Raw genomic sequence first — 21187 nt, 5'->3', positions numbered from 1 at the left:
GTCTCCGGGTGTGTCGTTCAGTCGGCGCGGCCGGGCTGGGCCGTGACGTCGGCGTCGTTGCGCTGCGTGGACGGGCGGGCGTGGCCGCCGCTTGCCCGCGCCTTCACCGCCGCGTCCAGGAACTTCAGCACGCCTTCCCAGGATTCCTGGTCGGCGCGGGCGTTGTCCTTGGGATTGCCGCCGCTGGTGCTGATCTTGCCGGACACGGGGTGGGCATAGATCAGCTGGGTGGTGGGCACGTAGGGGAACAGGATGGAGTGGCCGCCGTTCTCGTAATCCAGCCACCGGACGGGATAGGGGTGATCCACTTCCGTCAGCTTGTCCCGCACCATCTTCGAGTACAGGCTGGACGGCCAGGAGCCGTCGTCGGTGGCGGACAGCAGCATGACCGGGCCCTGGATGTCCTCGACCTTGATGCGGGCGCGGGCCACGGCGTCGGGGTCTTGCAGGGCGGTGAGGATGGCCTTCTCGTGGCGGTGCGGCGAGGGGCCTTCGTCGAACGGGGCCCAGGTGGCGGTGCGGTTGTTTTCCCAGACGTGGGGCAGGGGCTTGCCGCCCAGCAGCCAGGTCGGGCCTTCGCGGCCGATCTTGGGGTCGCAGGCGTTCTGGCCGCTATGGACCACGGCGCCGGGCACGTAGGCGACCACGGCCGACACTTCCGTGGGGAAGGTGGCGCCCAGCAGCAGCACCAGCTCGCCGCCGCGCGACTGGCCGCTGACGGCGACGAAGTCGTGCTTGGGCCGGACCTTGTCGCGCAGCCAGCGCAGGCCGGTCTGGAAGTATTCCAGCGGGGTGTTGGAGATGTAGTCCGACAGGCCCGGCGCCTTGAAATAGGCCAGCGCGAAGGCGGCGTAGCCGCGCGAGGCGTACAGCGCGGCGCGCGGTTCGTTGATGCCGCCGCCGGACCCGTTCAGGATCAGCACGGCGGGATGCGAGCCGGGCGCGGCGCCGGGCGGCAGGTACAGCGTGCCGACCAGGCCGTGCTCGCGCACGTCCTGGCGCGTCACGCCCTCGGCGGCCAGGCGCTGCGTGAACTGGCCCTGGACCTGTGCGCCGGCGGCGCGCGCCAGGATCTCGGTGACCAGCGGCTCGGTGACGGGATGGTTGAAGGGCTCGCGGCTGGGCGAGTCCACGGGGGACTGCGACCAGATCAGGCCCATGGGCGAGACGCCGGCGTAGTCGCCCGAGACGGGCGCGTCGCGCGTCAGGTCCACGCTGCCGTCCTCGCCCGCGACGAAGGCGGCGTGGCTTTGCCACAGCACGCCGTTGCGGCGGGTGAGCGCGGTGATCTCGACGGTCTGGCCGGGCGCGACGTGCTCGACGCGGATGCCGCGCGGCACGTCGATGAGCGCGTCGGCGGGCTGGATGCTCAGGGTGGGAACCATGGTGCCTGCCTTACTTGCCCGAGTCCTTGGTCACCATCATGGCGGCGGTGCGGTCGCTGGTCATGGGGGTGACTTTCAGGCCCTTCTTGGCGGCCCAGATGTTCTTGTAGTGGAACAGCGGGATGATGCCCACGTCGTCGGCCACCAGCTTGACCGAGTCGCGCAGGATGGCTTCACGCTTGGCCACGTCGAATTCCGAGGTGGACTGCTCCAGCGCGGCGTCGACCTTGGGGTTGCTGTAGTGGCCCCAGTTGGACGCGCCCAGGCCCTTCTTGGCATCGACGGTCGCCAGGATGTTGACCAGCGCGTAGCTGGCTTCGCCGGTGCCGTTGCCCCAGGCCAGCATGCTCATGGCGAACTCGTTCTTGTTGGCGCGGCCCGAGTACACGGCCCACGGCACCACTTCCACCTGGGTCTTCACGCCCACGCGGGTCCAGAACTGCGCCACCGCCTGGGCCGTTTCCGGGCCTTGCGGGTAGCGGTCGTTGGGCACGTGCATGGTCAGCTTGAAGCCGTCGGGAAAGCCCGCCTCGGCCAGTAGCTTCTTGGCCTGGGCCACGTCGTTGGGGATGTCCTTGACGTCGGGGTTGTAGCCGAAGGTGCCCTTGGGCATCCACTGGTTGGCCTCGGTGGCGGCGCCCTGCAGGATGCGGTCGGCGATGGCCTTGCGGTTGATGGCCAGGTTCAGCGCCTGGCGCACGCGCACGTCCAGCAGCGGGTTCTTGTCCAGCGGCTTGCCGGCGTTGTCGGTGATGTACGGGCTGGACGCGGGGTTGAAGCTGGGTTGCAGCAGCATGACGCGCAGGCCGTCGTAGGGATAGACCGAGACGTTGGGCGCCTTTTGCAGCTTGGCCAGGTCGGACACCGAGACCTTGTCGATCACGTCCACGTCGCCGGCCAGCAGCGCGGCGGTGCGGGCGGCGGCGTTGTTGATGTAGCGGTAGTTGACCTGATCCCAGATCTGCTTGTCGCCCCAGTAGCCGTCGTTGCGCGCCATGACGACGCGGTCGCCGGGGGTGTAGGACACGAACTTGTAGGGGCCGGTGCCGACCATGGCCTTGCCCGAGTTGTAGTCCTCGGTGCTGGATTTTTCGCCCACGTGCTTGCTGACCACGTGCACCGAGGCCAGGTTCAGCGGCAGGTCGGGATTGGGAGCCTTGGTCTTGACGATCAGGGTCAGCGGGTCCTTGGCGCTCATCGAGTCGATGGTGCGCAGGTAGCCGGCGTAGGTGGCCACGCTGCCGGGCACGGCGCGGGCGCGGGTGTAGGAGTAGATCAGGTCGTCGGCCGTGAAGGGCGTGCCGTCCTGCCACTTCACGCCTTCGCGCAGCTTGAATTCCCAGGTCTTGTCGTCCAGCGGCTTCCAGCTGACGGCCAGGCCGGGTTGCAGCTTGTTCCACTTGTTCTCGATCAGCAGGTCCCAGAAGTGCAGGGCCACCGAGCGGTCGCCGGCGTGGTTGTTCAGCTGCGGATCCAGCGAGGACAGCGGGTCGGCGAAGCCGATGGACAGCTTGTCGGCCGAGGCGGCGGCGGACGCGCCCAGAAGGGCGGCGGCCAGGGTGGAGAGGATCAGGCGTTTCATGTTCGGGGTCCTTGGTGAGGGGGAACGGCAGGGGCTGGCGCCATGCCAGCCGCTTGCGATCAGTGCATGTCGTTCAAATGACAGGCGGAATGGTGGTGGATGGCGATTCCCTTCAATGTGGGAACCTCGGTCTTGCAGCGCGGCATCGCATGCGGGCAGCGCGGATGGAAATGGCAGCCGGTGGGCGGGTTGAGCGGGCTGGGGATCTCGCCCTTGATGGCGGTGAAGACCTTGCGCCGCGACTTCAGGTCGGGGATCTCGGCCAGCAGCGCCTGGGTGTAAGGATGGTTGGGGCGCTGGAACACCTCTTGCACGGTGGCGGTCTCGACCACGCGGCCCAGGTACATGATGACCACGCGGTCCGACAGGTGCTCGACCACGCCCAGGTCGTGGCTGATGAACAGGTAGGTCAGGCCCAGGTCCTCGCGCAGGTCCATGAACAGGTTCAGGATCTGCGCCTGGATCGACACGTCCAGCGCGGCCACGGCCTCGTCGCAGACCAGCATGGACGGCTGCACCGCCAGCGCGCGGGCGATGCCGATGCGCTGGCGCTGGCCGCCGCTGAACTGGTGCGGATAGCGCTGGCGCAGGGCCGGGTCCAGGCCGGCGCGCTGCAGCTGGGCGCTGACGTAGTCGTCGAACTCGCCCCGGCCGACCAGGCCGTGGATGCGCGCGGCCTCGCCCACGATCTCGTCCACGCGCAGGCGCGGGTTGAGGCTGGCGTAGGGGTCCTGGAAGATCATCTGGACTTTCAGGCGGGCCTGGTGCGCCTGGGCCGGCGTCATGTCGGCGGGGCGCAGGCCGTTGATGCGGACCTCGCCGCCGGACGGCGTGAGCAGGCCGGCCGCGACGCGGCCCAGCGTGGACTTGCCGCAGCCGGACTCGCCGACCAGGCCGACCACTTCGCCGGGGCGCACGATCAGGTCCACGCCGTCCACGGCGCGGGTCACGGCGGGCGGCCTGGACAGGCCGGCGCGCTGCAACAGGCGGCCGGCGGCGCCCACGGGGCGTTCGCCGAAGCGCTTGCTGATGTTGCGCAGCTCGATCAGGGGCGTGGCTGCGCCCTGCGTCGCCGTGGCGTCCTGCGCGTCGCGCGCCGGGTTGGCCGTGGCGTCGCGCCGCGCTGCGTCCGTTTGGCGTTCGGTGCCGCTCATGCCGCCACCTCCCGGATTTGGATGGTGGGGTGGAAGCAGCGCACGCGGTGGCCGGGCAGGGCCTCGCTGATGAGGGGCGTGCGGATACAGGCGGCGCTGGCGCGCGCGCAGCGCGTGGCGAAGGCGCAGCCCAGGGGCAGGTTGAGCAGGTTGGGCGTCATGCCGGGAATCTGGCGCAGCCGCTGGCCGCGCCGGTTGTTGCTGGGCAGGCTGTCGATCAGGCCCACGGTGTAGGGATGCTGCGGACGGTCCAGCACGTCGTCGACCGTGCCGTGCTCGACGATGCGGCCGGCGTACATCACGGCCACTTCGTCGGCCAGGCCGGCCACCACGGACAGATCGTGGGTGATCCAGATCAGGCTGGTGCCGTGCTGCTGCGCGAGCTTCTGCACCTCGGACAGGATCTGCGCCTGGATGGTGACGTCCAGCGCGGTGGTGGGCTCGTCGGCGATGATCAGGTCCGGCCGGTGCAGCATGGCGATGGCGATGGCCACGCGCTGGCGCATGCCGCCGGACAGTTGATGCGGGTAGGCCAGCAGCCGTTCCTCGGGGCTGGGGATGCCCATCATGCCGAGCGTGTCGCGGGCCAGTTCGCGCGCCTGGGCGCGGCTGACCTTGCTGTGGGCGCGCACGGTTTCGATCATCTGCGCGTCTACCCGCAGCACGGGGTTCAGCGTCATCATCGGATCCTGGAAGATCATGGCGATGCGGTTGCCCTGCAGCTTGCGCAGCTCGCGCGGCGCCAGCTGCGTCAGGTCGCGGCCCTGGAACAGGACCTGTCCGCCGACCACGCGGCCCGGCGCGTCGACCAGTCCCATGATGGAAAAGCCGGTGACGGACTTGCCCGAGCCGGACTCGCCGACCAGGCCCAGGATCTTGCCGCGTTCCAGCGTGAAGGACACGCCGTCCACGGCGGGCAGCGTGCTTGCGCGGGTGAAGAAATGGGTGCGCAGGTCGCGCACTTCCAGCGTCGCGGGCGCGGCGGCCGGGCGCGAGGCCGCGTCGTGATGGGCGGCGCTCATTTGTGGTTCCTCGGGTTCAGCACGTCGCGCAGGCGGTCGCCCACCAGGTTGATCGCCACGATGGTGATCAGGAGCGCGATGCCGGGATAGAAGCTGATCCAGTATTCGCCGGACAGCATGGTCTGGAAGCCGTTCGAGATCAGCAGGCCCAGCGACGGCTCGGTCACCGGCACGCCCAGGCCCAGGAAGCTGAGCGTGGCTTCCAGCGTGATGGCGCGCGCGATCTGCAGCGTGCCGATGACGATCAGCGGCGGCAGGCAGTTGGGCAGGATGTGCTTCAGCATGATGCGCCAGTCCGGGATGTCCAGGCAGCGGGCCGCTTCCACGTATTCGCGGCGGCGCTCGACCAGGGCCTGGCCGCGCGCGGTGCGCGCGTAGTAGGCCCATTCCAGGATCACCAGCGTCAGCACCACGTTGCCCACGCCCTTGCCCAGGTAGGCCAGGATCATCATGGCCACCAGGATGGACGGGAAGGACAGGATCAGGTCCACCAGCCGCATGATCAGCGCGTCGGTCTTGCCGCCGGCATAGGCGGCCAGCAGGCCCAGCAGCGTGCCGACCACGCCGGCGATCAGCGCCGAGCCCACGCCCACCACCAGGCTGATGCGCAGGCCGTAGAGAATGCCCGACAGCAGGTCGCGGCCCTGGCCGTCCGTGCCGAGCCAGTAGTGGAAGGTGTCCAGGCCGTTCATGCTGCCCGGCGTCAGGCGCGCGTCCAGCACGTCGATCTGCAGCAGGTCATAGGGATTCTGCGGCGCGATCCAGGGCGCCAGCGCGGCGGCCAGGATCAGCAGCAACGATACGACCAGGCCGACGACGGCGGTCTTGGACGACAGGAACTCGGCCAGATTGCGGCGCCAGGGGGATTCGCGGCGCAGGGCGGGCGTCGGGGTAGGTGTTGATGCCGCGCTCATGCCGAGGCCTCCAGCCGCACCCTCGGGTCCAGCACTTTATAAAGAATGTCCACGATCAGGTTCAGCGTGACGAACAGGCAGACCACCACGATCAGGTAGGCCACGATCACCGGGCGGTCCAGCGCGTTCAGGCTGTCCAGGATCAGCTTGCCGGCGCCGGGCCAGGCGAAGATGCTCTCGGTGACCACGGCGAAGGCGATGGTCGAGCCCAGCTCCAGGCCCAGCACCGTCACCAGCGGGATCATGGTGTTGCGCAGCACGTGCACGCCCACCACGCGAACCGGCGACAGGCCCTTGGCGCGGGCGAACTTGACGTAGTCCTGCGGCAGCACGTCGCGCACGCCGGCGCGCGTCAGGCGGATGACCAGCGAAATCTTGAACAGCGACAGGTTGAAGGCCGGCAGGATCAGGTGACGCCAGCCGTCGGCGGTCAGCCAGGACCACTGGAAGCCCAGCAACTCCACCGTCTGCCCGCGGCCGCTGGCCGGCAGCCAGCCCAGCGACACGCTGAAGGTCATGATGAGCATCAGCGCGATCCAGAACGTGGGCAGCGAGAAGCCCACGATGCTGCCCGCCATGATCAGCTTGGAGTACCGGCTGTCCGGATACAGGCCGGCCAGGAGGCCCAGCGGCAGGCCGATCAGCACCGCCAGCAGCATGGCGGCGATGGCCAGCTCGAAGGTCGCCGGCAGGCGCTGGATCACCAGTTCCACGGCCGGGATGTTGTAGACGAAGCTGTTGCCCAGGTTGCCGTGCAGCGCGCCGTTCAGGAAGCCCAGGTATTGCTGCCACAGCGGCTTGTCCAGGCCCAGCTCGGCGATGATGCGGGCGCGGTCCACCTGGTCCACGTCCTGGCCGATCAGGATGTCCACCGGATTGCCGATGGCGTGCAGGCCGACGAAGACGATCAGCGTCATCAGGAACACCACCACCGCGGCTTGCGCGATGCGGCGCAGCAGCCAGCCGGTCATTTGGCGGTCTCCGTGGCGGCGGTGGCTGGCGCTGTATGCGTGCGGGCTTGCGTGGGCGCTGCCGCCGTTGCCGGCCGCGCGGATACGGCCGAGGGCGGTGGCGCGGGCGTCCATTCGTCGCCGAACACTTCCGGCTCGGAGAACGCTTCCATGTTGGCGTAGTGCGCGGCCACGTCCTCGCGGTAGAACAGCCCGGCGATGCCTTGGGCCAGGCGCTTCGCGCCCTCGCTGATGGCGGGGATGTCGCCCGACACCGTGCCGTGTGTCAGCGCGGCCGGGTACGAGAAGCAGTGCACGCGGTCCAGCCCGGGACAGGCGCCGGGCGATTTTTCCTGCAGCTCGAAGGCGGGGCCCAGGTCGGGGGAGTCATGCAGTTCCTGGTCCTCGTCGCCGGTGGCGGGCGTGTAGCGGTCGCCCCAGGCGCGCACGTGCGGGGCCAGCGCGGCGAATTCCGGCCGCGCGGTCCAGTCGATGCGAAAACCCGTCGAGAAGATCAGGAAGTCCAGCGCGAACTCGCCCTTGGGCGTGGTCACGCGGATCTCGTCGTCGACCAGCGCCAGGTCCTGCACGCCGCAGCCCAGGTTGAAGCGGGCGTTCGGGTGGCGCGACACGCGCAGCGTGCTGCCGCGCGGCGGCGGCACCTGGGCGGCGTTGATGTAGTGGCGGATCTTCCACTTCCAGTCGTCGGGCAGGTTCAGGTGGCCATGGGTCAGGCCGGGGTTGCCGGCGCCCTTGCCCTTGTTGATGCGCGGAATGTCGTCGCGGCGGATGAGCAGGTCGACGCTGGCGGCGCCGGCTTCCAGCGCGGTGGCCGCGCTGTCCATGGCGGACGCGCCCGCGCCCACCACGCCGACGCGCTTGCCGGCCAGCATGGCGTAGTCCATGACGTCGGACGAGTGCGCCCAGCGCGCGCGCGGGATCTTGTGCGCGAAGCCGGGCACGTAGGCGCCGCCCAGGCCGTCGCGGCCGGTGGCCAGCACCACGCGGCGCGCCAGCACCGCGTGGCGGCCGGCGGGGGATTCGATATCGAGCCGGACCAGGCCGTCGGCGCGCGGCAGCACGGCCAGCACGCGATGTTCGTTGCGCACGTCCAGGCCCTGCACGCGGCGGTACCAGCGCAGGTAGTCCATCCATTGCAGGCGTGGGATCTTGTCCAGCGCGTCCCAGGCTTCCAGTCCGAACTGGGCCTCGAACCAGGCGCGGAAGGTCAGCGCCGGCAGGCCCAGCGCGGGGCCGGTCAGCTGCTTGGGCGAGCGCAGCGTTTCCATGCGCGCGGTGGTGGCCCAGGGGCCTTCATAGCCTTCGGGCGACTGGTCGAAGATGGGCGCGTTCACGCCCAGGTGAGTCAGCGCGGCGGACGCGGCCAGACCGGCCATGCCGCCGCCGATGATGGCCACGTCCAGCACGGGCTGGCCGTCTTCCAGGCGGGGCGTGACCCAGTTCCTGGCGGGGAGTTCGAGCCAGGACAGGTCCTGGCGCAGGCGCGTTTCCAGCGCGGCGAGGCCGGCGGCGGGCTTAGTCATGGCGGGGTGTTTCCGTATTGGGGGCGTCGGCGGCGCGGGCCTGGGCAGGCGCGACGGCGGCGTCGCCGGGGCCGTCGGGCAGGCTGGGCGCGTCGTCGCCGTAGACCGATTGCAGCAGCGCGCCGTGTTCGCAGGCGTCATGCCGGACGAAACCCGGCAGCAGCGCGGCGGCGGCCTCGGCCAGCGTGGCGGCGGCGGCCAGGCAGGCGGACGAGGGCGGTTGGGCTTGCGGCGTGATGACGCCGAAGAAAAAGGGTATGTCCAGGTCGATGGAACGGATCGCCACGCCCGGCATGGGCGTGCCGTAGGCGGTGACCGGCTCCAGCACCGACACGCCCAGGCCGGCGCGCACGGCGGCCAGCGCGTTGATGGACGAGTTGGTCTCGATGGTGCCGGTGGCCGGCGCGTTGGCGGCCAGCGCGGCGTCCAGGCGGCGGCGCAGGCGGTAGGGGTTGGCCATGGTGATGAGCCGGCGGCCGGCCAGCGCCGACACCGGCACCACGTCGTGCGCGGCCAGCGGATCGTTTTCCGGCAAGGCGACCACGCAGGCGGCCTGACCGATCCAGTGCACCGTCAGGCCGCGATGCTCCAGCGGCAGGCTGGTCACGCCCAGCTGGGCGGCGCCAGTCAGCACCGCGTGCACCACGCGCTCGGGCGAGGCGCTGCGTAGCTGGATGCGGCCTGGGCCGACAGGGGCGGCTGGGTGCGGGTCTGGGGGGGCGGCTTGATCGGCGACGAGGCGGGCGGCGTCCGCGCCTGCCTGCATGCGCTGCAAGGCGGCGGGCACCAGGCCGGCGGCCAGCGCCGGCGTGGCGGCGATCAAGAGGGGCTGGGCCTGGCCGCGCGCGATCTCGCCGGCGCGCTCGCGGATCTGCCGCATGCCGGCCAGCGCCCGCTCCACGTCCTCGTACAGCAGGAATCCTTGCTCGGTGGGCGTGACGCGCGGACCGCTGCGGGAGAACAGGGCGTAGCCGATCTCGGCTTCCAGCTCTTGCAGCAGCCGGCTGATCGCGGGCTGCGACCGGCCCAGCAGGCGACCGGCGGCGGTGACGCTGCCGGTGGACATGACGGCCGCGAAGGCCTCGAGTTGACGCAGTTCCATCTGGTTTGACTTATGCTAAGGACGAATTCTTACGCTTGAAGTATGCGTCCGACAAATAATTAAAGGGCATAAGTAAATTCCCTTTCTGGGGTTTTCCCTGGGAAATTCATTACTTTCAGTTATTTATCAGCGGGATGGGGGCGCCTGCCACGCCGAGGCGTGTGCGAATACGTGCATTCTTTAGCCGGCCAGGGGCGTTGATCCGGCCTGTGGCAGGCGGGCCGCGCTTCGGGATCGGGCACAATGCGCCTGCCGCGCGAACTGCCGTAAGGAGAGTGGAAGTTGATGATCAGATATTGCTCTGCCCTGTTGATCTGCGCCTCGCTGGCGGGCTGCATGACCGTGCCAGTCGATGTCGAGACCGGGCCCAGGGCGCCTGCGTCGGCCTTTCTGGATCCGTCGCTGTTGCAGTCCGCGCCGGACAAGGGCGAGATCCGAATCGCGCGCGACGCGGGCGTTTCCGGGGCGGCCGTCAATGTGCTCATTTATCTGGATGGCAGACATGTGGTCAATGTCGATGCCAACCGGGTAGCGGTGTTGCGCGTGCCTGCCGGCATGCGCAAGATCGGAATCCAGTACTTCAACGTGTCCGAACCCGTCGAGTATCACGAGCTGCGGGTCGAACCAGGCAAGCACTATGACTATCGCATCAGCGGCACTGCGGGCATGCTCATGGGCGAGTGGCGCTTCGAGCGTCTGAACTAGCGCCGGTGTCCGCTGCTGGCGCCCGGTACCCGCGCTCCGGGCCTATGACAGGGCGGCGGGTTCCCGGACCGCCCTGGCGCCTAGTGTCGGATTTGTCGCGCTCGAGGACGAGGCCATTTCGTAGCGGTTGCGCCCGGCCGCCTTGGCCGCGTACAGCGCGCCGTCGGCCTGCGCGAGCAGCGCTTCCAGATGCCTGCCGTCCTGCGGAAAGCAGGCGATGCCGATCGAGGCAGTGACGGATGCGAGGATGCCGGGATAGGGCTCGGCCAGCGCCTGGTTGAGCTTGCGCGCCACATCCCGCGCCGTGTCCGCGTCCGCGCCATCGAGCAGCACCACGAACTCGTCGCCGCCGAAGCGCGCCACGATGTCGGTGGCGCGCAAGGCGGCGCTCATGCGTTCCGCCGCGATCTTCAGCACCTGGTCGCCCGAGCTGTGTCCCTGGGTATCGTTCACCGCCTTGAAGTGATCCAGGTCCAGCGCCAGCAGCGCGGCGGGCCGGGCGCTGCGCTCGCCCGCGGCCAGCGCGCGGGCCGCCAGTTCGCAAAAGAGCAGGCGATTGCTCAGCGAGGTCAGCGGATCGTGGTACGCCTGCCGGCGGGCCTGGGACAGCATGCGGGACGCGTGCAGCAGGGACCGGCCCAGCATGGCGGTCTCGCTGTAGCGGCTTTCGGGCACGTCGATGGCCTCGCCGCGTCCCAGCGCGATCGCCGGTGGGACCAGCGCCGCCACGGCATGCTCGATCCGGGTCGCCAGGCGGTAGGCCGCCCAGATGCCGGCGGCGATGATGGCCAGCCCGGCGCAGGCGCCCCAGATCAGCGAGCGCCACAGGTCCGCCGTCAGGGCGGACAGGGGCGCGCCGACCGCCACGGTCCAGCGTCCGTCGCTGCTGCGGCTGAAGGCGGTCAGCACCGGGATGCCTTCCTTGGTTTCGCTGCGCAGCGTGCCTTCGCGTTCGCGCGCGGCGGCGGCGGCCAGCGATGGCACCGCGTGCTGGCCGACGTAGCGCATTTCCTCGCGCGTGTGGCCCACGATCAGCCCGTCGTCGTCCAGCGCCGCCGCTACCCAGCCATCCGGCATGGCCTGCCGGCGCAGCGCTTGGCCGATGCGTTGCGGCCGGACCTGCGCGTACAGGCCATAGCGCACTTCGCCACTGATCTCTACGGGTATGCCGATGGCCAGCATCGGCTCATTATGCAGGGCGGTGCTGAACAGGCCGGCCATGACGATGTCGCGGCCGCGTCCCATCTTGGCCAGCGCCGCGTCGGACAGGGCGCTGCGGATCGCCGGCCCGGGATTGGGCATGCCGCTGTCGGCTAGCGGCACGCCCTGCGGGTCCAGCAGCATGTAGCCGTCCACGTTCTGCAGGCGCAGCGCGTCGCCCAGCCGCCGATGGAAGGCCGGCAGCGCGCCGCGTTGGAGTTCGTCCTCGGTGGCCAGGATGCGCAGGCCGGTTTCCACGCCGCGCAGCTCCCGTTCCAGCTCGCCCGCCAGACTGCGGGCGGAAGCCAGCGCGGCCTCGTATACCCGTTCCTTGCGCAGCAGGAAGTCTTCGTAGGCGGCGCCCGCCGCCACGAAAATCGTCGGCGCCGTACAGGCGATGCCGAGCAGCAGCAAGGCGCGCCGGATGGAGGGAAGCCGTCCGGCGGAGGCGGCGCTGCGGTGAGGATTCGTCATTTTTCTTCAAAAGCGCCAGTTTTCCGACCGGTTTGCGAGCATTTACGCGATTTTGAACACCATGCCGGGCTACTGCGCGGTATTATTTTCGCCTGCAACATTCGCAGTGCTTCTGATCACCATCAACAAGGCGTGAGATGGGGGGCGGTTCGAATGAGCAAGCTCGCGACGACACTTGTTTTGGTTTGCGCAATGCTGGTCGCTGCGGTGGTTCCCACATTCATGGGGATCGCGCTGCTGGACTATTTTGCGTTTGAACGGGCCAAGAATCAGGCCCAGACCGTGTCCAAGGCCGTGCTCAAGCGCGCCGACGACGTGCTGACCCAGCTGTGGGAGGTCAGCCGGACGCTCGGCGACATGGGCAACAGTCCGCCGTGCGCGTCCTTCGCCCGTGCCGAGATGGGCAAGCTGGTGCTGCAGTCGCCGCTGCTGCGCGCCATCGCGGTGCTGGACGGATCGCGCGTGGCCTGTTCCTCGCTGGGCCATAGCATGGACAAGGTGGATATCGGCCAGCCCGATTTCGTGTCCGTGCGTGGCGTCAAGGTCTGGAGCGACGTGGTGCTGCCGGCCGCGCCCAATCTGCACTACAGCGCGCTGGCCGATGGCGGCTATGCCATTTTCCTGAATCGCGGCGACTTCCTGGGCGCGGCGGAGCTGCTGGCCCCGCACATGACGCTGGGGCTGGCGTATCCGGGCACGGCGGCGCAATTCCTGGGCAGCGGCAACGTCGACCCCGCCTGGATGGAAGGCCTGGAAGATCGCGTGCCCGTGACCGAGGAGCGCGCCGGCGCCGTCGTCGCGCTGACGCCGTCGTCGAAGTTCTCTTTCTTCGCCATGGCGACCCTGCCCAAGCATGCCTATCTGCACGACATGGCGCTGACCCGATGGATCGTAGGCGTCACGGGCGCGCTGGCCGGGCTGCTGGTGTTCACGGTGATCTTCTGGCAGTCGCGGCGCGCGCTGGATCTGCGCACGCAGTTGCAGCGCGCCATCCAAAACCGGGATTTCTATCTGGCCTACCAACCCATCGTGGACCTGCGCAGCGGCGCCTGGGTGGGCGCCGAGGCCTTGTTGCGCTGGCGCCGGCCATTGGGCGCCGAGGCGATCGGCCCGGACATCTTCATTCCCGCCGCCGAACGCTTCGGCCTGTCCGGGGACGTCGCCACGATGGTGTTCGACCTGGCCCGCCAGGACATCCCGGTCATCGCCGCGCAGGCGCCGGATTTCTATGTGTCGCTGAACCTGGCGCCCAGCGAGCTGTGCTCGGGCAAGGGGCGCGCCCTGACCCAGCGCCTGCTGGAAGTGACGGGCCGCGACCCGAAGCTGGTGTTCATCGAGCTGACCGAGCGTGGCCTGCTGGAGCAGAACGCCAAGGAACGCATCGAGGAATTGCGCGCGCTGGGCGTGCGGATCGCGATCGACGATTTCGGCACCGGCTATTCGAGCCTGGCCTATCTGGCGTCCTTTTCGCTGGACTACCTGAAGCTGGACAAGCTCTTCACGCAAGGCATCGCGGACAAGGGGCCGCGCCGGACGGTGGCGATCCAGATCGTCGAACTGGCCCGGTCGCTGGACCTGGACGTCATCGCCGAGGGCGTCGAAACCATCGAGCAGGCGATGGCGGTGTCCACGCATGGCGTCGCCAAGGCGCAGGGCTGGCTGTACGGACGCGCGGTGCCGCTGGATGAGCTGCTGCGCCGCTTGCCCGAAGGCTTGCGGCCGCCGCCGCGCGCGCCGCAACCCATCGCGCGGGAAGTGCCCGCCAGCTAGGCGCGGGGCGACGTGTTATCTGTTTGCCGCGCTCATGTTCCTGACGGCGGTTCGGCGCCGCCCTGGATCGAGCGCGCGCCATGGAAAGGGAGGCCGAATGCCGGGCGAGCGAGGGCGACAAACACGACGGGAAGACGGCAAGCCCCATGCCGGCGGGCCGGGCCGGCTGACGCACGCGGAGCGCGTCATCGATCCCGCGAGCGGCCTGACCAAGGGCGATCTCGCGCGCTACTACACGCAGGCTGCTCCGTTGATGAGGCCCTATCTGAAGGGGCGGCCGGTCTCGCTGGTGCGCGCGCCGTCGGGCATCGGGGGGGACCTGTTTTTCCAGCGCCACATGGATGCCGCGATGCCCGGTGCGCGTCTGTTGCCGGAGTCCCTGTATCCGGGGCATCCGCCCTTGCTGGAGCTGCCGACGCCGAGGGCGGTGCTGGCGGCGGTCCAGATGAATGCCATCGAATTCCACACCTGGAACGCCGTGAAGACGGCCATCGACAAGCCGGACCGCATCGTGTTCGACCTGGACCCGGGCGAGGGCGTGCCCTGGGAGAACGTCAGGCAGGCGGCCCGGGTGCTGCGCGCGTTGTTGAGCGAGATCGGGCTGGACGCGTGGCTCAAGACCAGCGGCGGCAAGGGCCTGCATGTGCTGGTGCCGCTGCGCAGGCAGCATGGCTGGGAAACCACGAAGGATTTTTCAGCGGCCCTGGTGCGGCATCTGGCGCAGGCCTGGCCGCAGTTGTTCGTGGCCAAGAGCGGTCCGCGCAACCGGGTGGGCAGGATCTACGCGGACTACCTGCGCAACGGCTTTGGCGCGACGACCGTGGCGCCCTGGTCGGCGCGGGCGCGGCCGGGCCTGCCGATCTCGGTGCCGATCAGCTGGGACGAACTGGAGCAGGTGCGCGGCGGCGCGCACTGGACCATCGCGGACGCGCGGGAGCGATTGGATATCGGCAATCGTCCCTGGGATGGGTATGCGCCGCAGGCCTTGGGCAAGGCCATGGCGGCGCTTGGTTCGCGTCCGTCGTGAAGGCGCGCGGCTGTCGCCAGGCAGGGCCGCGTCAGGGCGTCAGCGACTTCTTCATCGAAGGCGCAGGATGCCGCACGTAGTTTTCCTTTTCATAGAAAGGAATGGCGTCGGGCCGTGCGTCCAGGAACACCGCGCTCATTTCGCGGGCGCGCGCGTCCGCTTCGGCGTAGGCCATCAGCGCATGTCCCGCGCCGCTGCCTCGCACGGCCGCGTCCACCACCAGATCGTCCACGTGCAGGTGCGGGCCACGGGCCAGGGTGTGCACCGGTCGCATGCCCATGACGCCGACCAGCGTGTCGTTCAGGTAGGCGCCGACCAGCTCGTAGCCGCCATGCGCCTGACGGCGGGCGCGGCGCAGGAATTCCGCCTCGTCCAGGTTGCGCAGTTGCGCGATGAGCGGAAAAGCCAGGGCCCATTCAGCGGGCAGCAGTCTTCTGACGGAAATCATATTGGAGGGTGGGTTGAGTGGGAGGAGTGAAAGGCTGGCGCGCATCGAGTGGGAATCTGGCGCGCCAGGCGGGAATCAATACTGCATCTTGCCCTTGCCCATCAGCGTCAGCCCCAGGTTGCGGCCGGCGCGCATGAAGGGATACAGCGCCTTGGACAGGCAGGGCTTGCGGAAGATGGCGGCGTTGATCTGGTTGAACAGGTCGCTACCGGTGCTGAGCAGGGCCAGCCGGTTGACGCAGTCGGCGCCCCAGTAGATCTTGCCGTCCCATTGCAGCAGCATGCCTTCGTTCAGGTCATAGCCCCGCGCGCGGAAATGCGCCGCCAGGTCGGGATGCTCGCGCATGTTCAGCACGTCCAGCGGGCCGATGGTCTTGCGCAGCTGCATCAGCTGCACATAGTTCGAGCAGAAGGGGCAGTCGCCGTCATAGAGCAGCAGGTTGCAGGCGGCAGGATCGGACATGGAGCGTCTCGTGGGGAGGGGGCGATGAGCATAGCGTAGCAGGCGCTGGCGCACCCGCGCCTCAAGCCTCGCCGCCGTCCGTTTCCCACGCCAGCCGCAAGGCATAGTTGCGCACATCCTCGGGCCAGGACGCGACCTGTTCCTCGTAGCGCTTGCGATCGTCGGCATACAGCGCGCGCGTGGCCTCCTCGAATCCGGGCAGGTTGCCGGCCAGGCTGCACATGAAGAGATAGGCGGCTTCCTGCCGTTCGCGCTTGCGGTCGCGGACTTCATTGTCGCGGCGCGCCTGTTCGACCAGCTTGCGCAGCGCCACCGACGCGCCGCCGGGCTGCTCGGCCAGCCAGTCCCAGTGGCGCGGCAGCAGCGTCACTTCGCGCGGCACCACGCCCAGCTTGGGGCGGCCGCGGCCGCGCGGGGCTTCGGGTGTGGCGTCGTCCGACTCTGGGGTATCGGCGACAACTGGGGGCGGCGGCGCGTGGCGCGCGACGACTTCCTCGTCGGTGCCGCTCAGGTTCAGGTCGACCTGGTGGCCGGTCCTGTCATTGAAGATCAGCACGGGGGCGGACGGCGAAGAGGGCGGGGCGTGCTTGACGGCGAGCGCTACGTCGGCCAGGGAGCCGGAGGCGAGGATGTGGTGGCCGGCGAAGGCGGTATGGGTATCAGTGAGCTGGGCCATGAGCGGTGCGTCAGGGATGGATATGGATCTGGAGCTTGTCTGATTATGTTCCGGGTAAAACCAGCTGTCAATATTGCCCGGATAAAATATGAGATGAACGCGTTGGCGTGCGTCGTCGTCAAGACGATGATGCGGGCCGAAGACTGCTCCAAGTCCGCATCGTCAGACGGGGATGCCGGCAAGCATGTGCCAGAGCGGAGAGCCGGGCAGCGCATGCCCAGCCGCTTCTTGCAGTCGCTAAGTGCTTGATTCACAAAGTTCCCCAAAATTTTCCTAGGGTCAACACCTAGAAAAAAAGCCTGCTCGGCGTATAATCTTGCTTTGCGCCCGGAGTTACCCATGCGTCTCGTACAAAAAGCGCTCACCTTCGACGATGTGTTGCTGGTGCCTGCGTATTCCGAGGTCCTGCCTCGCGACACTTCCCTGGCCACGCGCCTGTCTCGCAACATCACCCTGAACATCCCGCTTGTGTCCGCCGCCATGGACACCGTGACGGAGTCGCGCCTGGCCATCGCCATGGCGCAAGAGGGTGGCATCGGGATCATCCACAAGAACCTGTCCGCCGACGCCCAGGCCCGTGAAGTGGCCCGCGTCAAGCGTCACGAGTTCGGCATCGTGATCGATCCGGTCACGGTCACTCCCCTGATGAAGGTGCGCGACGCCATCGCGCTGCAGCGCCAGCACGGCATCTCCGGCCTGCCGGTGGTCGAAGGCGGCAAGCTGGTCGGTATCGTCACCAACCGCGACCTGCGCTTCGAAGAGAACCTCGACCAGCCGCTGCGCAACATCATGACCCCGCAGGATCGCCTGGTCACGATGAAGGAAGGCGCGACGCTGGACGAAGCCCAGGCCCTGATGCACAAGCATCGCCTGGAGCGCGTGCTGATCGTCAACGACGGCTTCGAGCTGCGCGGCCTGGCCACGGTCAAGGACATCGTCAAGAACACCGAGCATCCGGTCGCCAACAAGGACGCCCTGGGCCAGCTGCGCGTGGGCGCGGCGGTGGGCGTGGGCGCCGGCACCGAAGAGCGCGTCGAGAAGCTGGTCGCCGCGGGCGTCGACGTGCTGATCGTCGACACCGCGCACGGCCACTCCCGTGGCGTGCTGGAAGGCGTGCGCTGGGTCAAGCAGAATTTCCCCAAGGTTGAAGTCATCGGCGGCAACATCGCCACCGCCGCCGCCGCGCGCGCGCTGGTCGAGTACGGCGCCGACGGCGTCAAGGTCGGCATCGGCCCCGGCTCCATCTGCACCACCCGCATCGTCGCGGGCGTGGGCGTGCCGCAGATCACCGCGATCTCCGACGTGGCCAAGGCGCTGGAAGGCACGGGCGTGCCGCTCATCGCCGACGGCGGCATCCGCTACTCGGGCGACGTGGCCAAGGCCATCGCCGCCGGCGCTTCCGCCTGCATGATGGGCGGCATGTTCGCCGGCACGGAAGAGTCCCCCGGCGAAGTCGTGCTGTTCCAGGGCCGTTCGTACAAGTCGTACCGCGGCATGGGCAGCCTGGGCGCCATGACGGAAGGCTCGGCCGACCGATACTTCCAGGACCCGGCCAACAACGCCGACAAGCTGGTCCCCGAAGGCATCGAAGGCCGCGTCCCCTACAAGGGCAGCGTGCTGGCCATCATTTACCAGCTGGTTGGCGGCATCCGCGCCTCGATGGGCTACTGCGGCTGCGCCACCATCGACGACATGCGCACCAAGACCGAATTCGTGGAGATCACCTCCGCGGGCGTGCGCGAGTCGCACGTGCACGACGTGCAGATCACCAAGGAAGCGCCCAACTACCGCGCCGACTGATCCGCACAGTCAACTACAATGTCAGGCATCGCGCACCGGCAGAATCGCAAAATCAGTCAGCGGTTCTGCCGGTGCGGTTTTATTTCCAATAGGTAGAGTCTCATGCACCAGCGCATCCTCATCCTGGACTACGGTTCGCAAGTCACCCAACTGATCGCCCGTCGCGTCCGCGAAGCCGGCGTCTATTCCGAAGTCCACCCGGGCGACGTCGACGACGCCTTCGTGCGCGAACAACTGGCCCAGGGCCTGAAGGGCATCATCCTGTCCGGCAGCCACGCCTCGGCCTACGAAGAAGGCTCCATGCGCGTGCCGCACGCCGTGTTCGAGCTGGGCGTGCCGGTGCTGGGCATCTGCTACGGCATGCAGTCCATGGCGCAGCAGCTGGGCGGCGTCGTCAGCTTCTCCGACCACCGTGAATTCGGCTACGCCGAAGTCCGCGCGCACGGCCATACCAAGCTGCTCGACGGCCTGGCCGACTTCACGACGGACGAAGGCCACGGCATGCTCAAGGTCTGGATGAGCCACGGCGACAAGGTCACCGCGCTGCCGCCGGGCTTCAAGCTGATGGCGTCCACGCCGTCCTGCCCGATCGCCGGCATGGCCGACGAAGACCGCAAGTTCTACGCCGTGCAGTTCCACCCCGAAGTCACGCACACCGTGCAGGGCAAGGCCATGCTGTCGCGCTTCGTCAACGAGATCTGCGGCTGCCAGGGCGACTGGAACATGCCCGACTACGTCGCCGAAGCCGTGGCCCGCATCCGCGAGCAGGTCGGCGACGACGAAGTCATCCTGGGCCTGTCCGGCGGCGTGGACTCGTCGGTGGCCGCGGCCCTGATCCACAAGGCCATCGGCGACAAGCTCACCTGCGTCTTCGTCGATCACGGCCTGCTGCGCCTGGACGAAGGCAAGCAGGTCATGCAGACCTTCGCCGAGAACATGGGCGTCAAGATCATCCACATCGACGCGACCGCCCAGTTCATGGGCAAGCTGTCCGGCGTGGCCGATCCCGAAGCCAAGCGCAAGATCATCGGCCGCGAATTCGTGGAAGTGTTCCAGGACCAGGCCGGCAAGCAGAAAAGCGCCAAGTGGCTGGCCCAGGGCACCATCTACCCCGACGTCATCGAATCGGCCGGCGCCAAGACCGGCAAGGCCACTTCGATCAAGTCGCACCACAACGTCGGCGGCCTGCCCGACACGCTGAACCTGAAGCTGCTGGAGCCGCTGCGCGAACTGTTCAAGGACGAAGTCCGCGAACTGGGCGTGGCCCTGGGCCTGCCGCCGCAGATGGTCTACCGTCATCCGTTCCCGGGTCCTGGCCTGGGCGTGCGGATCCTGGGCGAGGTCAAGCACGAGTACGCCGAACTGCTGCGTCGCGCCGATGCGATCTTCATCGAAGAGCTGCGCAACACCAAGGACGAGGCCAGCGGCCTGACCTGGTACGAGCTGACCTCGCAGGCGTTTGCCGTGTTCCTGCCGGTGAAGTCGGTAGGGGTGATGGGCGATGGGCGGACGTATGAGTATGTCGTCGCGCTGCGCGCGGTGCAGACGTTTGACTTCATGACGGCCGACTGGGCGCCGCTGCCGCATCCGCTGCTGGCTCGGGTTTCTTCGCGGATTATTAATGAGGTCCGCGGGATTAACCGGGTGGTGTATGACGTGTCGAGCAAGCCGCCTGCGACGATTGAGTGGGAGTGAGGGGAAGCAGTTTTTCCCTTATAAATCAACAGTCTAGGAGGTCTCTCAAAAGATCATCAACAAGAATGTGATTCTTCTAGATTGTTGATTTTAAAGACTATTTCGTGTGAGTAATTTACCTTTAAGGGCTTCCAGGCAGCGAAGCTGACGGTAAATTTGACGGGGTGCGCAAGCTCTTTGGACTGGGGTTGGCGTAGCCACGAAAGAACTACCGTCAGCGACGGTAGTTCTTCCTCTTAGACATCAGGATTTATGCGGGCCCGCAAGGGCATGTAGGTCTCGTGATAGGTGACGGCAATCGGCCGTTTCAATCAGGAGACTATTCCCGTGCTTACAGACTTTTCCCTGCGGAACTTGAAACCCCGCGCGATCCTCTACAAGGTCGCCGATCGCGATGGCATGTACGCCATCGTTTCGCCGAAAGGCACCATTACCTTCCGATACGACTACCGGATCAATGACCGACGAGAGACGTTGACCATAGGCCGTTACGGCTTCGGAGGAATTTCACTAGCCGAAGCCCGAGAAAAACTGCGGCGCGCCAGGAGGCTGCTGGGCGAGGGCACTTCGCCAGCGCTACAGAAGCAACGAGAGAAGGGACGTGGGCCGGAGACCGAGACCTTCAGCGATCATGCCACCCGTTGGCTTTATGGGGCCACGATGGCCGAGTCGACCCGTTCGATGCGAAAGAGCGTACTGGATCGCGACATCTTGCCGGCGTTCAACAAACGCCTTCTTGGCGAAATCCATGGGGAGGATCTACGCGCTCTATGTTTGCGCGTGAAAGCGCGAGGCGCACCAGCCACCGCCGTTCAAATTCGGGACCTCGTGAAGCAGATATATGGTTATGCGAATCTGCATGGGGAGAAGGTGGCAAACCCTGCTGATAGCGTAGATGCGGCTTCCATTGCGACTTTCGTGCCGAAGGATCGTGCCTTGTCTCCGCAGGAAATTCACCTAATGTCCAAGCAATTGGAGTGTGTGGCCACCTATCCGACGATCCGGCTAGCGTTGCGCATGATCTTGCTGACGTTGGTGCGAAAGAGTGAACTGATCGAGGCGACTTGGGACGAGGTCGATTTTGAGAAGGCTACCTGGACGATTCCAAAGCAACGGATGAAGGGACGGAGGCCGCACGTAGTTTATCTCTCACGCCAGGCGCTCGACATTTTCGTGGCGTTGCATACCTGTGCGGCCGGTTCCAAATTTGTCCTGCCGTAACGCTACAACGCTGACAGTTGCATTGACCTGCTCCCTGTGGTTAGTACGAAATCGAT

The 21187-nt window shown here is 67.6% G+C and carries 17 protein-coding genes and 1 pseudogene; 6 read left to right on the top strand and 12 right to left on the bottom strand.

Features of this window, described 5'->3' with window-relative positions; translation table 11 throughout:
- Positions 1 to 17 precede the first annotated feature (17 nt).
- The 8 genes from C2U31_RS22885 to C2U31_RS22850 are packed head-to-tail and all read right to left on the bottom strand — an operon-like array spanning position 18 to position 9653.
- Positions 18 to 1385, bottom strand: coding sequence for an acyl-CoA thioester hydrolase/BAAT C-terminal domain-containing protein (locus tag C2U31_RS22885; protein WP_103274886.1), 1368 nt, complete (start codon positions 1383 to 1385; stop codon positions 18 to 20).
- 10 nt (positions 1386 to 1395) lie between these two features.
- Positions 1396 to 2967 carry an ABC transporter substrate-binding protein gene (locus C2U31_RS22880; protein ID WP_103274885.1) on the bottom strand — a complete coding sequence of 524 codons (1572 nt, stop codon included), beginning with the start codon at positions 2965 to 2967 and terminating at the stop codon, positions 1396 to 1398.
- Between the two features lie 59 nt (positions 2968 to 3026).
- Positions 3027 to 4121, bottom strand: coding sequence for an ABC transporter ATP-binding protein (locus C2U31_RS22875; protein ID WP_233772470.1), 1095 nt, complete (start codon positions 4119 to 4121; stop codon positions 3027 to 3029).
- Positions 4118 to 5143 carry an ABC transporter ATP-binding protein gene (locus tag C2U31_RS22870; protein WP_103274884.1) on the bottom strand — a complete coding sequence of 342 codons (1026 nt, stop codon included), beginning with the start codon at positions 5141 to 5143 and terminating at the stop codon, positions 4118 to 4120. Before C2U31_RS22870 ends, C2U31_RS22875 begins: the two co-directional genes overlap by 4 nt.
- Positions 5140 to 6057: an ABC transporter permease gene (locus tag C2U31_RS22865; protein WP_103274883.1), complete on the bottom strand. Its 918-nt coding sequence runs from the start codon at positions 6055 to 6057 to the stop codon at positions 5140 to 5142. Before C2U31_RS22865 ends, C2U31_RS22870 begins: the two co-directional genes overlap by 4 nt.
- Entirely contained in the window at positions 6054 to 7028 is a 975-nt protein-coding gene (locus C2U31_RS22860) for an ABC transporter permease (protein WP_103274882.1), read from the bottom strand. The genes C2U31_RS22865 and C2U31_RS22860 overlap by 4 nt, the downstream gene beginning before the upstream one ends.
- Positions 7025 to 8551 carry an NAD(P)-binding domain-containing protein gene (locus C2U31_RS22855; protein WP_103274881.1) on the bottom strand — a complete coding sequence of 509 codons (1527 nt, stop codon included), beginning with the start codon at positions 8549 to 8551 and terminating at the stop codon, positions 7025 to 7027. The genes C2U31_RS22860 and C2U31_RS22855 overlap by 4 nt, the downstream gene beginning before the upstream one ends.
- Positions 8544 to 9653 (bottom strand): LysR family transcriptional regulator, encoded by a 1110-nt coding sequence (locus C2U31_RS22850; RefSeq protein WP_103274880.1) that lies wholly within the window; start codon positions 9651 to 9653, stop codon positions 8544 to 8546. The genes C2U31_RS22855 and C2U31_RS22850 overlap by 8 nt, the downstream gene beginning before the upstream one ends.
- Positions 9654 to 9989: 336 nt before the next feature.
- Here C2U31_RS22850 and C2U31_RS22845 point away from each other — a divergent pair, with 336 nt between their 5' ends.
- Positions 9990 to 10358: a hypothetical protein gene (locus C2U31_RS22845; RefSeq protein ID WP_158658441.1), complete on the top strand. Its 369-nt coding sequence runs from the start codon at positions 9990 to 9992 to the stop codon at positions 10356 to 10358.
- A 42-nt stretch (positions 10359 to 10400) separates the two neighbouring features.
- On the opposite strand, the gene C2U31_RS22840 is transcribed toward C2U31_RS22845, so the two are convergent.
- Positions 10401 to 12032, bottom strand: a complete 1632-nt coding sequence (locus C2U31_RS22840; protein ID WP_158658440.1) for a sensor domain-containing diguanylate cyclase — start codon at positions 12030 to 12032, stop codon at positions 10401 to 10403.
- 192 nt (positions 12033 to 12224) lie between these two features.
- On the opposite strand from C2U31_RS22840, the gene C2U31_RS22835 reads away from it, so the two are divergent.
- Both C2U31_RS22835 and ligD read left to right on the top strand, forming a co-directional pair.
- Positions 12225 to 13802: an EAL domain-containing protein gene (locus tag C2U31_RS22835; protein WP_158658439.1), complete on the top strand. Its 1578-nt coding sequence runs from the start codon at positions 12225 to 12227 to the stop codon at positions 13800 to 13802.
- Positions 13803 to 13899: 97 nt separating this feature from the next.
- Complete coding sequence (gene ligD, locus C2U31_RS22830; protein WP_199771079.1) at positions 13900 to 14829, top strand: non-homologous end-joining DNA ligase; 930 nt, start codon at positions 13900 to 13902, stop codon at positions 14827 to 14829.
- A 31-nt stretch (positions 14830 to 14860) separates the two neighbouring features.
- On the opposite strand, the gene C2U31_RS22825 is transcribed toward ligD, so the two are convergent.
- From C2U31_RS22825 to C2U31_RS22815, 3 genes are all read right to left on the bottom strand, one after another.
- On the bottom strand, positions 14861 to 15277 hold the full coding sequence (locus C2U31_RS22825) for a GNAT family N-acetyltransferase (protein ID WP_103274875.1): 417 nt from the start codon (positions 15275 to 15277) through the stop codon (positions 14861 to 14863).
- Between the two features lie 75 nt (positions 15278 to 15352).
- Positions 15353 to 15739 (bottom strand): DCC1-like thiol-disulfide oxidoreductase family protein, encoded by a 387-nt coding sequence (locus C2U31_RS22820; protein ID WP_103274874.1) that lies wholly within the window; start codon positions 15737 to 15739, stop codon positions 15353 to 15355.
- A 61-nt stretch (positions 15740 to 15800) separates the two neighbouring features.
- On the bottom strand, positions 15801 to 16415 hold the full coding sequence (locus C2U31_RS22815) for a DUF2239 family protein (protein ID WP_103274873.1): 615 nt from the start codon (positions 16413 to 16415) through the stop codon (positions 15801 to 15803).
- 339 nt (positions 16416 to 16754) lie between these two features.
- Between C2U31_RS22815 and guaB the strand changes: the two genes are divergently transcribed.
- The 3 genes and pseudogenes from guaB to C2U31_RS22800 form a co-directional block, all read left to right on the top strand.
- Complete coding sequence (gene guaB / locus C2U31_RS22810; RefSeq protein ID WP_103274872.1) at positions 16755 to 18215, top strand: IMP dehydrogenase; 1461 nt, start codon at positions 16755 to 16757, stop codon at positions 18213 to 18215.
- A 102-nt stretch (positions 18216 to 18317) separates the two neighbouring features.
- Positions 18318 to 19910: a glutamine-hydrolyzing GMP synthase gene (gene guaA, locus C2U31_RS22805; RefSeq protein ID WP_103274871.1), complete on the top strand. Its 1593-nt coding sequence runs from the start codon at positions 18318 to 18320 to the stop codon at positions 19908 to 19910.
- A 327-nt stretch (positions 19911 to 20237) separates the two neighbouring features.
- Positions 20238 to 21128, top strand: a pseudogene (locus C2U31_RS22800) (tyrosine-type recombinase/integrase); the annotation flags it as partial.
- Positions 21129 to 21187: the final 59 nt, after the last annotated feature.

The sequence above is a fragment of the Achromobacter sp. AONIH1 genome, assembly GCF_002902905.1.
Classification (GTDB): domain Bacteria; phylum Pseudomonadota; class Gammaproteobacteria; order Burkholderiales; family Burkholderiaceae_B; genus Achromobacter.
The sequence above is the reverse complement of the archived record's forward strand: the minus strand, read 5'-3'. Positions and strand labels throughout refer to the sequence as shown.

Excerpts from the sequence above, each read along its gene's own strand:
- C2U31_RS22885 (WP_103274886.1), bottom strand. The coding sequence starts at position 1,385 with ATGGTTCCCACCCTGAGCATCCAGCCCGCCGACGCGCTCATCGACGTG.
- C2U31_RS22880 (WP_103274885.1), bottom strand. The coding sequence starts at position 2,967 with ATGAAACGCCTGATCCTCTCCACCCTGGCCGCCGCCCTTCTGGGCGCG.
- C2U31_RS22875 (WP_233772470.1), bottom strand. The coding sequence starts at position 4,121 with ATGAGCGGCACCGAACGCCAAACGGACGCAGCGCGGCGCGACGCCACG.
- C2U31_RS22870 (WP_103274884.1), bottom strand. The coding sequence starts at position 5,143 with ATGAGCGCCGCCCATCACGACGCGGCCTCGCGCCCGGCCGCCGCGCCC.
- C2U31_RS22865 (WP_103274883.1), bottom strand. The coding sequence starts at position 6,057 with ATGAGCGCGGCATCAACACCTACCCCGACGCCCGCCCTGCGCCGCGAA.
- C2U31_RS22860 (WP_103274882.1), bottom strand. The coding sequence starts at position 7,028 with ATGACCGGCTGGCTGCTGCGCCGCATCGCGCAAGCCGCGGTGGTGGTG.
- C2U31_RS22855 (WP_103274881.1), bottom strand. The coding sequence starts at position 8,551 with ATGACTAAGCCCGCCGCCGGCCTCGCCGCGCTGGAAACGCGCCTGCGC.
- C2U31_RS22850 (WP_103274880.1), bottom strand. The coding sequence starts at position 9,653 with ATGGAACTGCGTCAACTCGAGGCCTTCGCGGCCGTCATGTCCACCGGC.
- C2U31_RS22845 (WP_158658441.1), top strand. The coding sequence starts at position 9,990 with ATGACCGTGCCAGTCGATGTCGAGACCGGGCCCAGGGCGCCTGCGTCG.
- C2U31_RS22840 (WP_158658440.1), bottom strand. The coding sequence starts at position 12,032 with ATGACGAATCCTCACCGCAGCGCCGCCTCCGCCGGACGGCTTCCCTCC.
- C2U31_RS22835 (WP_158658439.1), top strand. The coding sequence starts at position 12,225 with ATGCTGGTCGCTGCGGTGGTTCCCACATTCATGGGGATCGCGCTGCTG.
- ligD (WP_199771079.1), top strand. The coding sequence starts at position 13,900 with ATGCCGGGCGAGCGAGGGCGACAAACACGACGGGAAGACGGCAAGCCC.
- C2U31_RS22825 (WP_103274875.1), bottom strand. The coding sequence starts at position 15,277 with ATGATTTCCGTCAGAAGACTGCTGCCCGCTGAATGGGCCCTGGCTTTT.
- C2U31_RS22820 (WP_103274874.1), bottom strand. The coding sequence starts at position 15,739 with ATGTCCGATCCTGCCGCCTGCAACCTGCTGCTCTATGACGGCGACTGC.
- C2U31_RS22815 (WP_103274873.1), bottom strand. The coding sequence starts at position 16,415 with ATGGCCCAGCTCACTGATACCCATACCGCCTTCGCCGGCCACCACATC.
- guaB (WP_103274872.1), top strand. The coding sequence starts at position 16,755 with ATGCGTCTCGTACAAAAAGCGCTCACCTTCGACGATGTGTTGCTGGTG.
- guaA (WP_103274871.1), top strand. The coding sequence starts at position 18,318 with ATGCACCAGCGCATCCTCATCCTGGACTACGGTTCGCAAGTCACCCAA.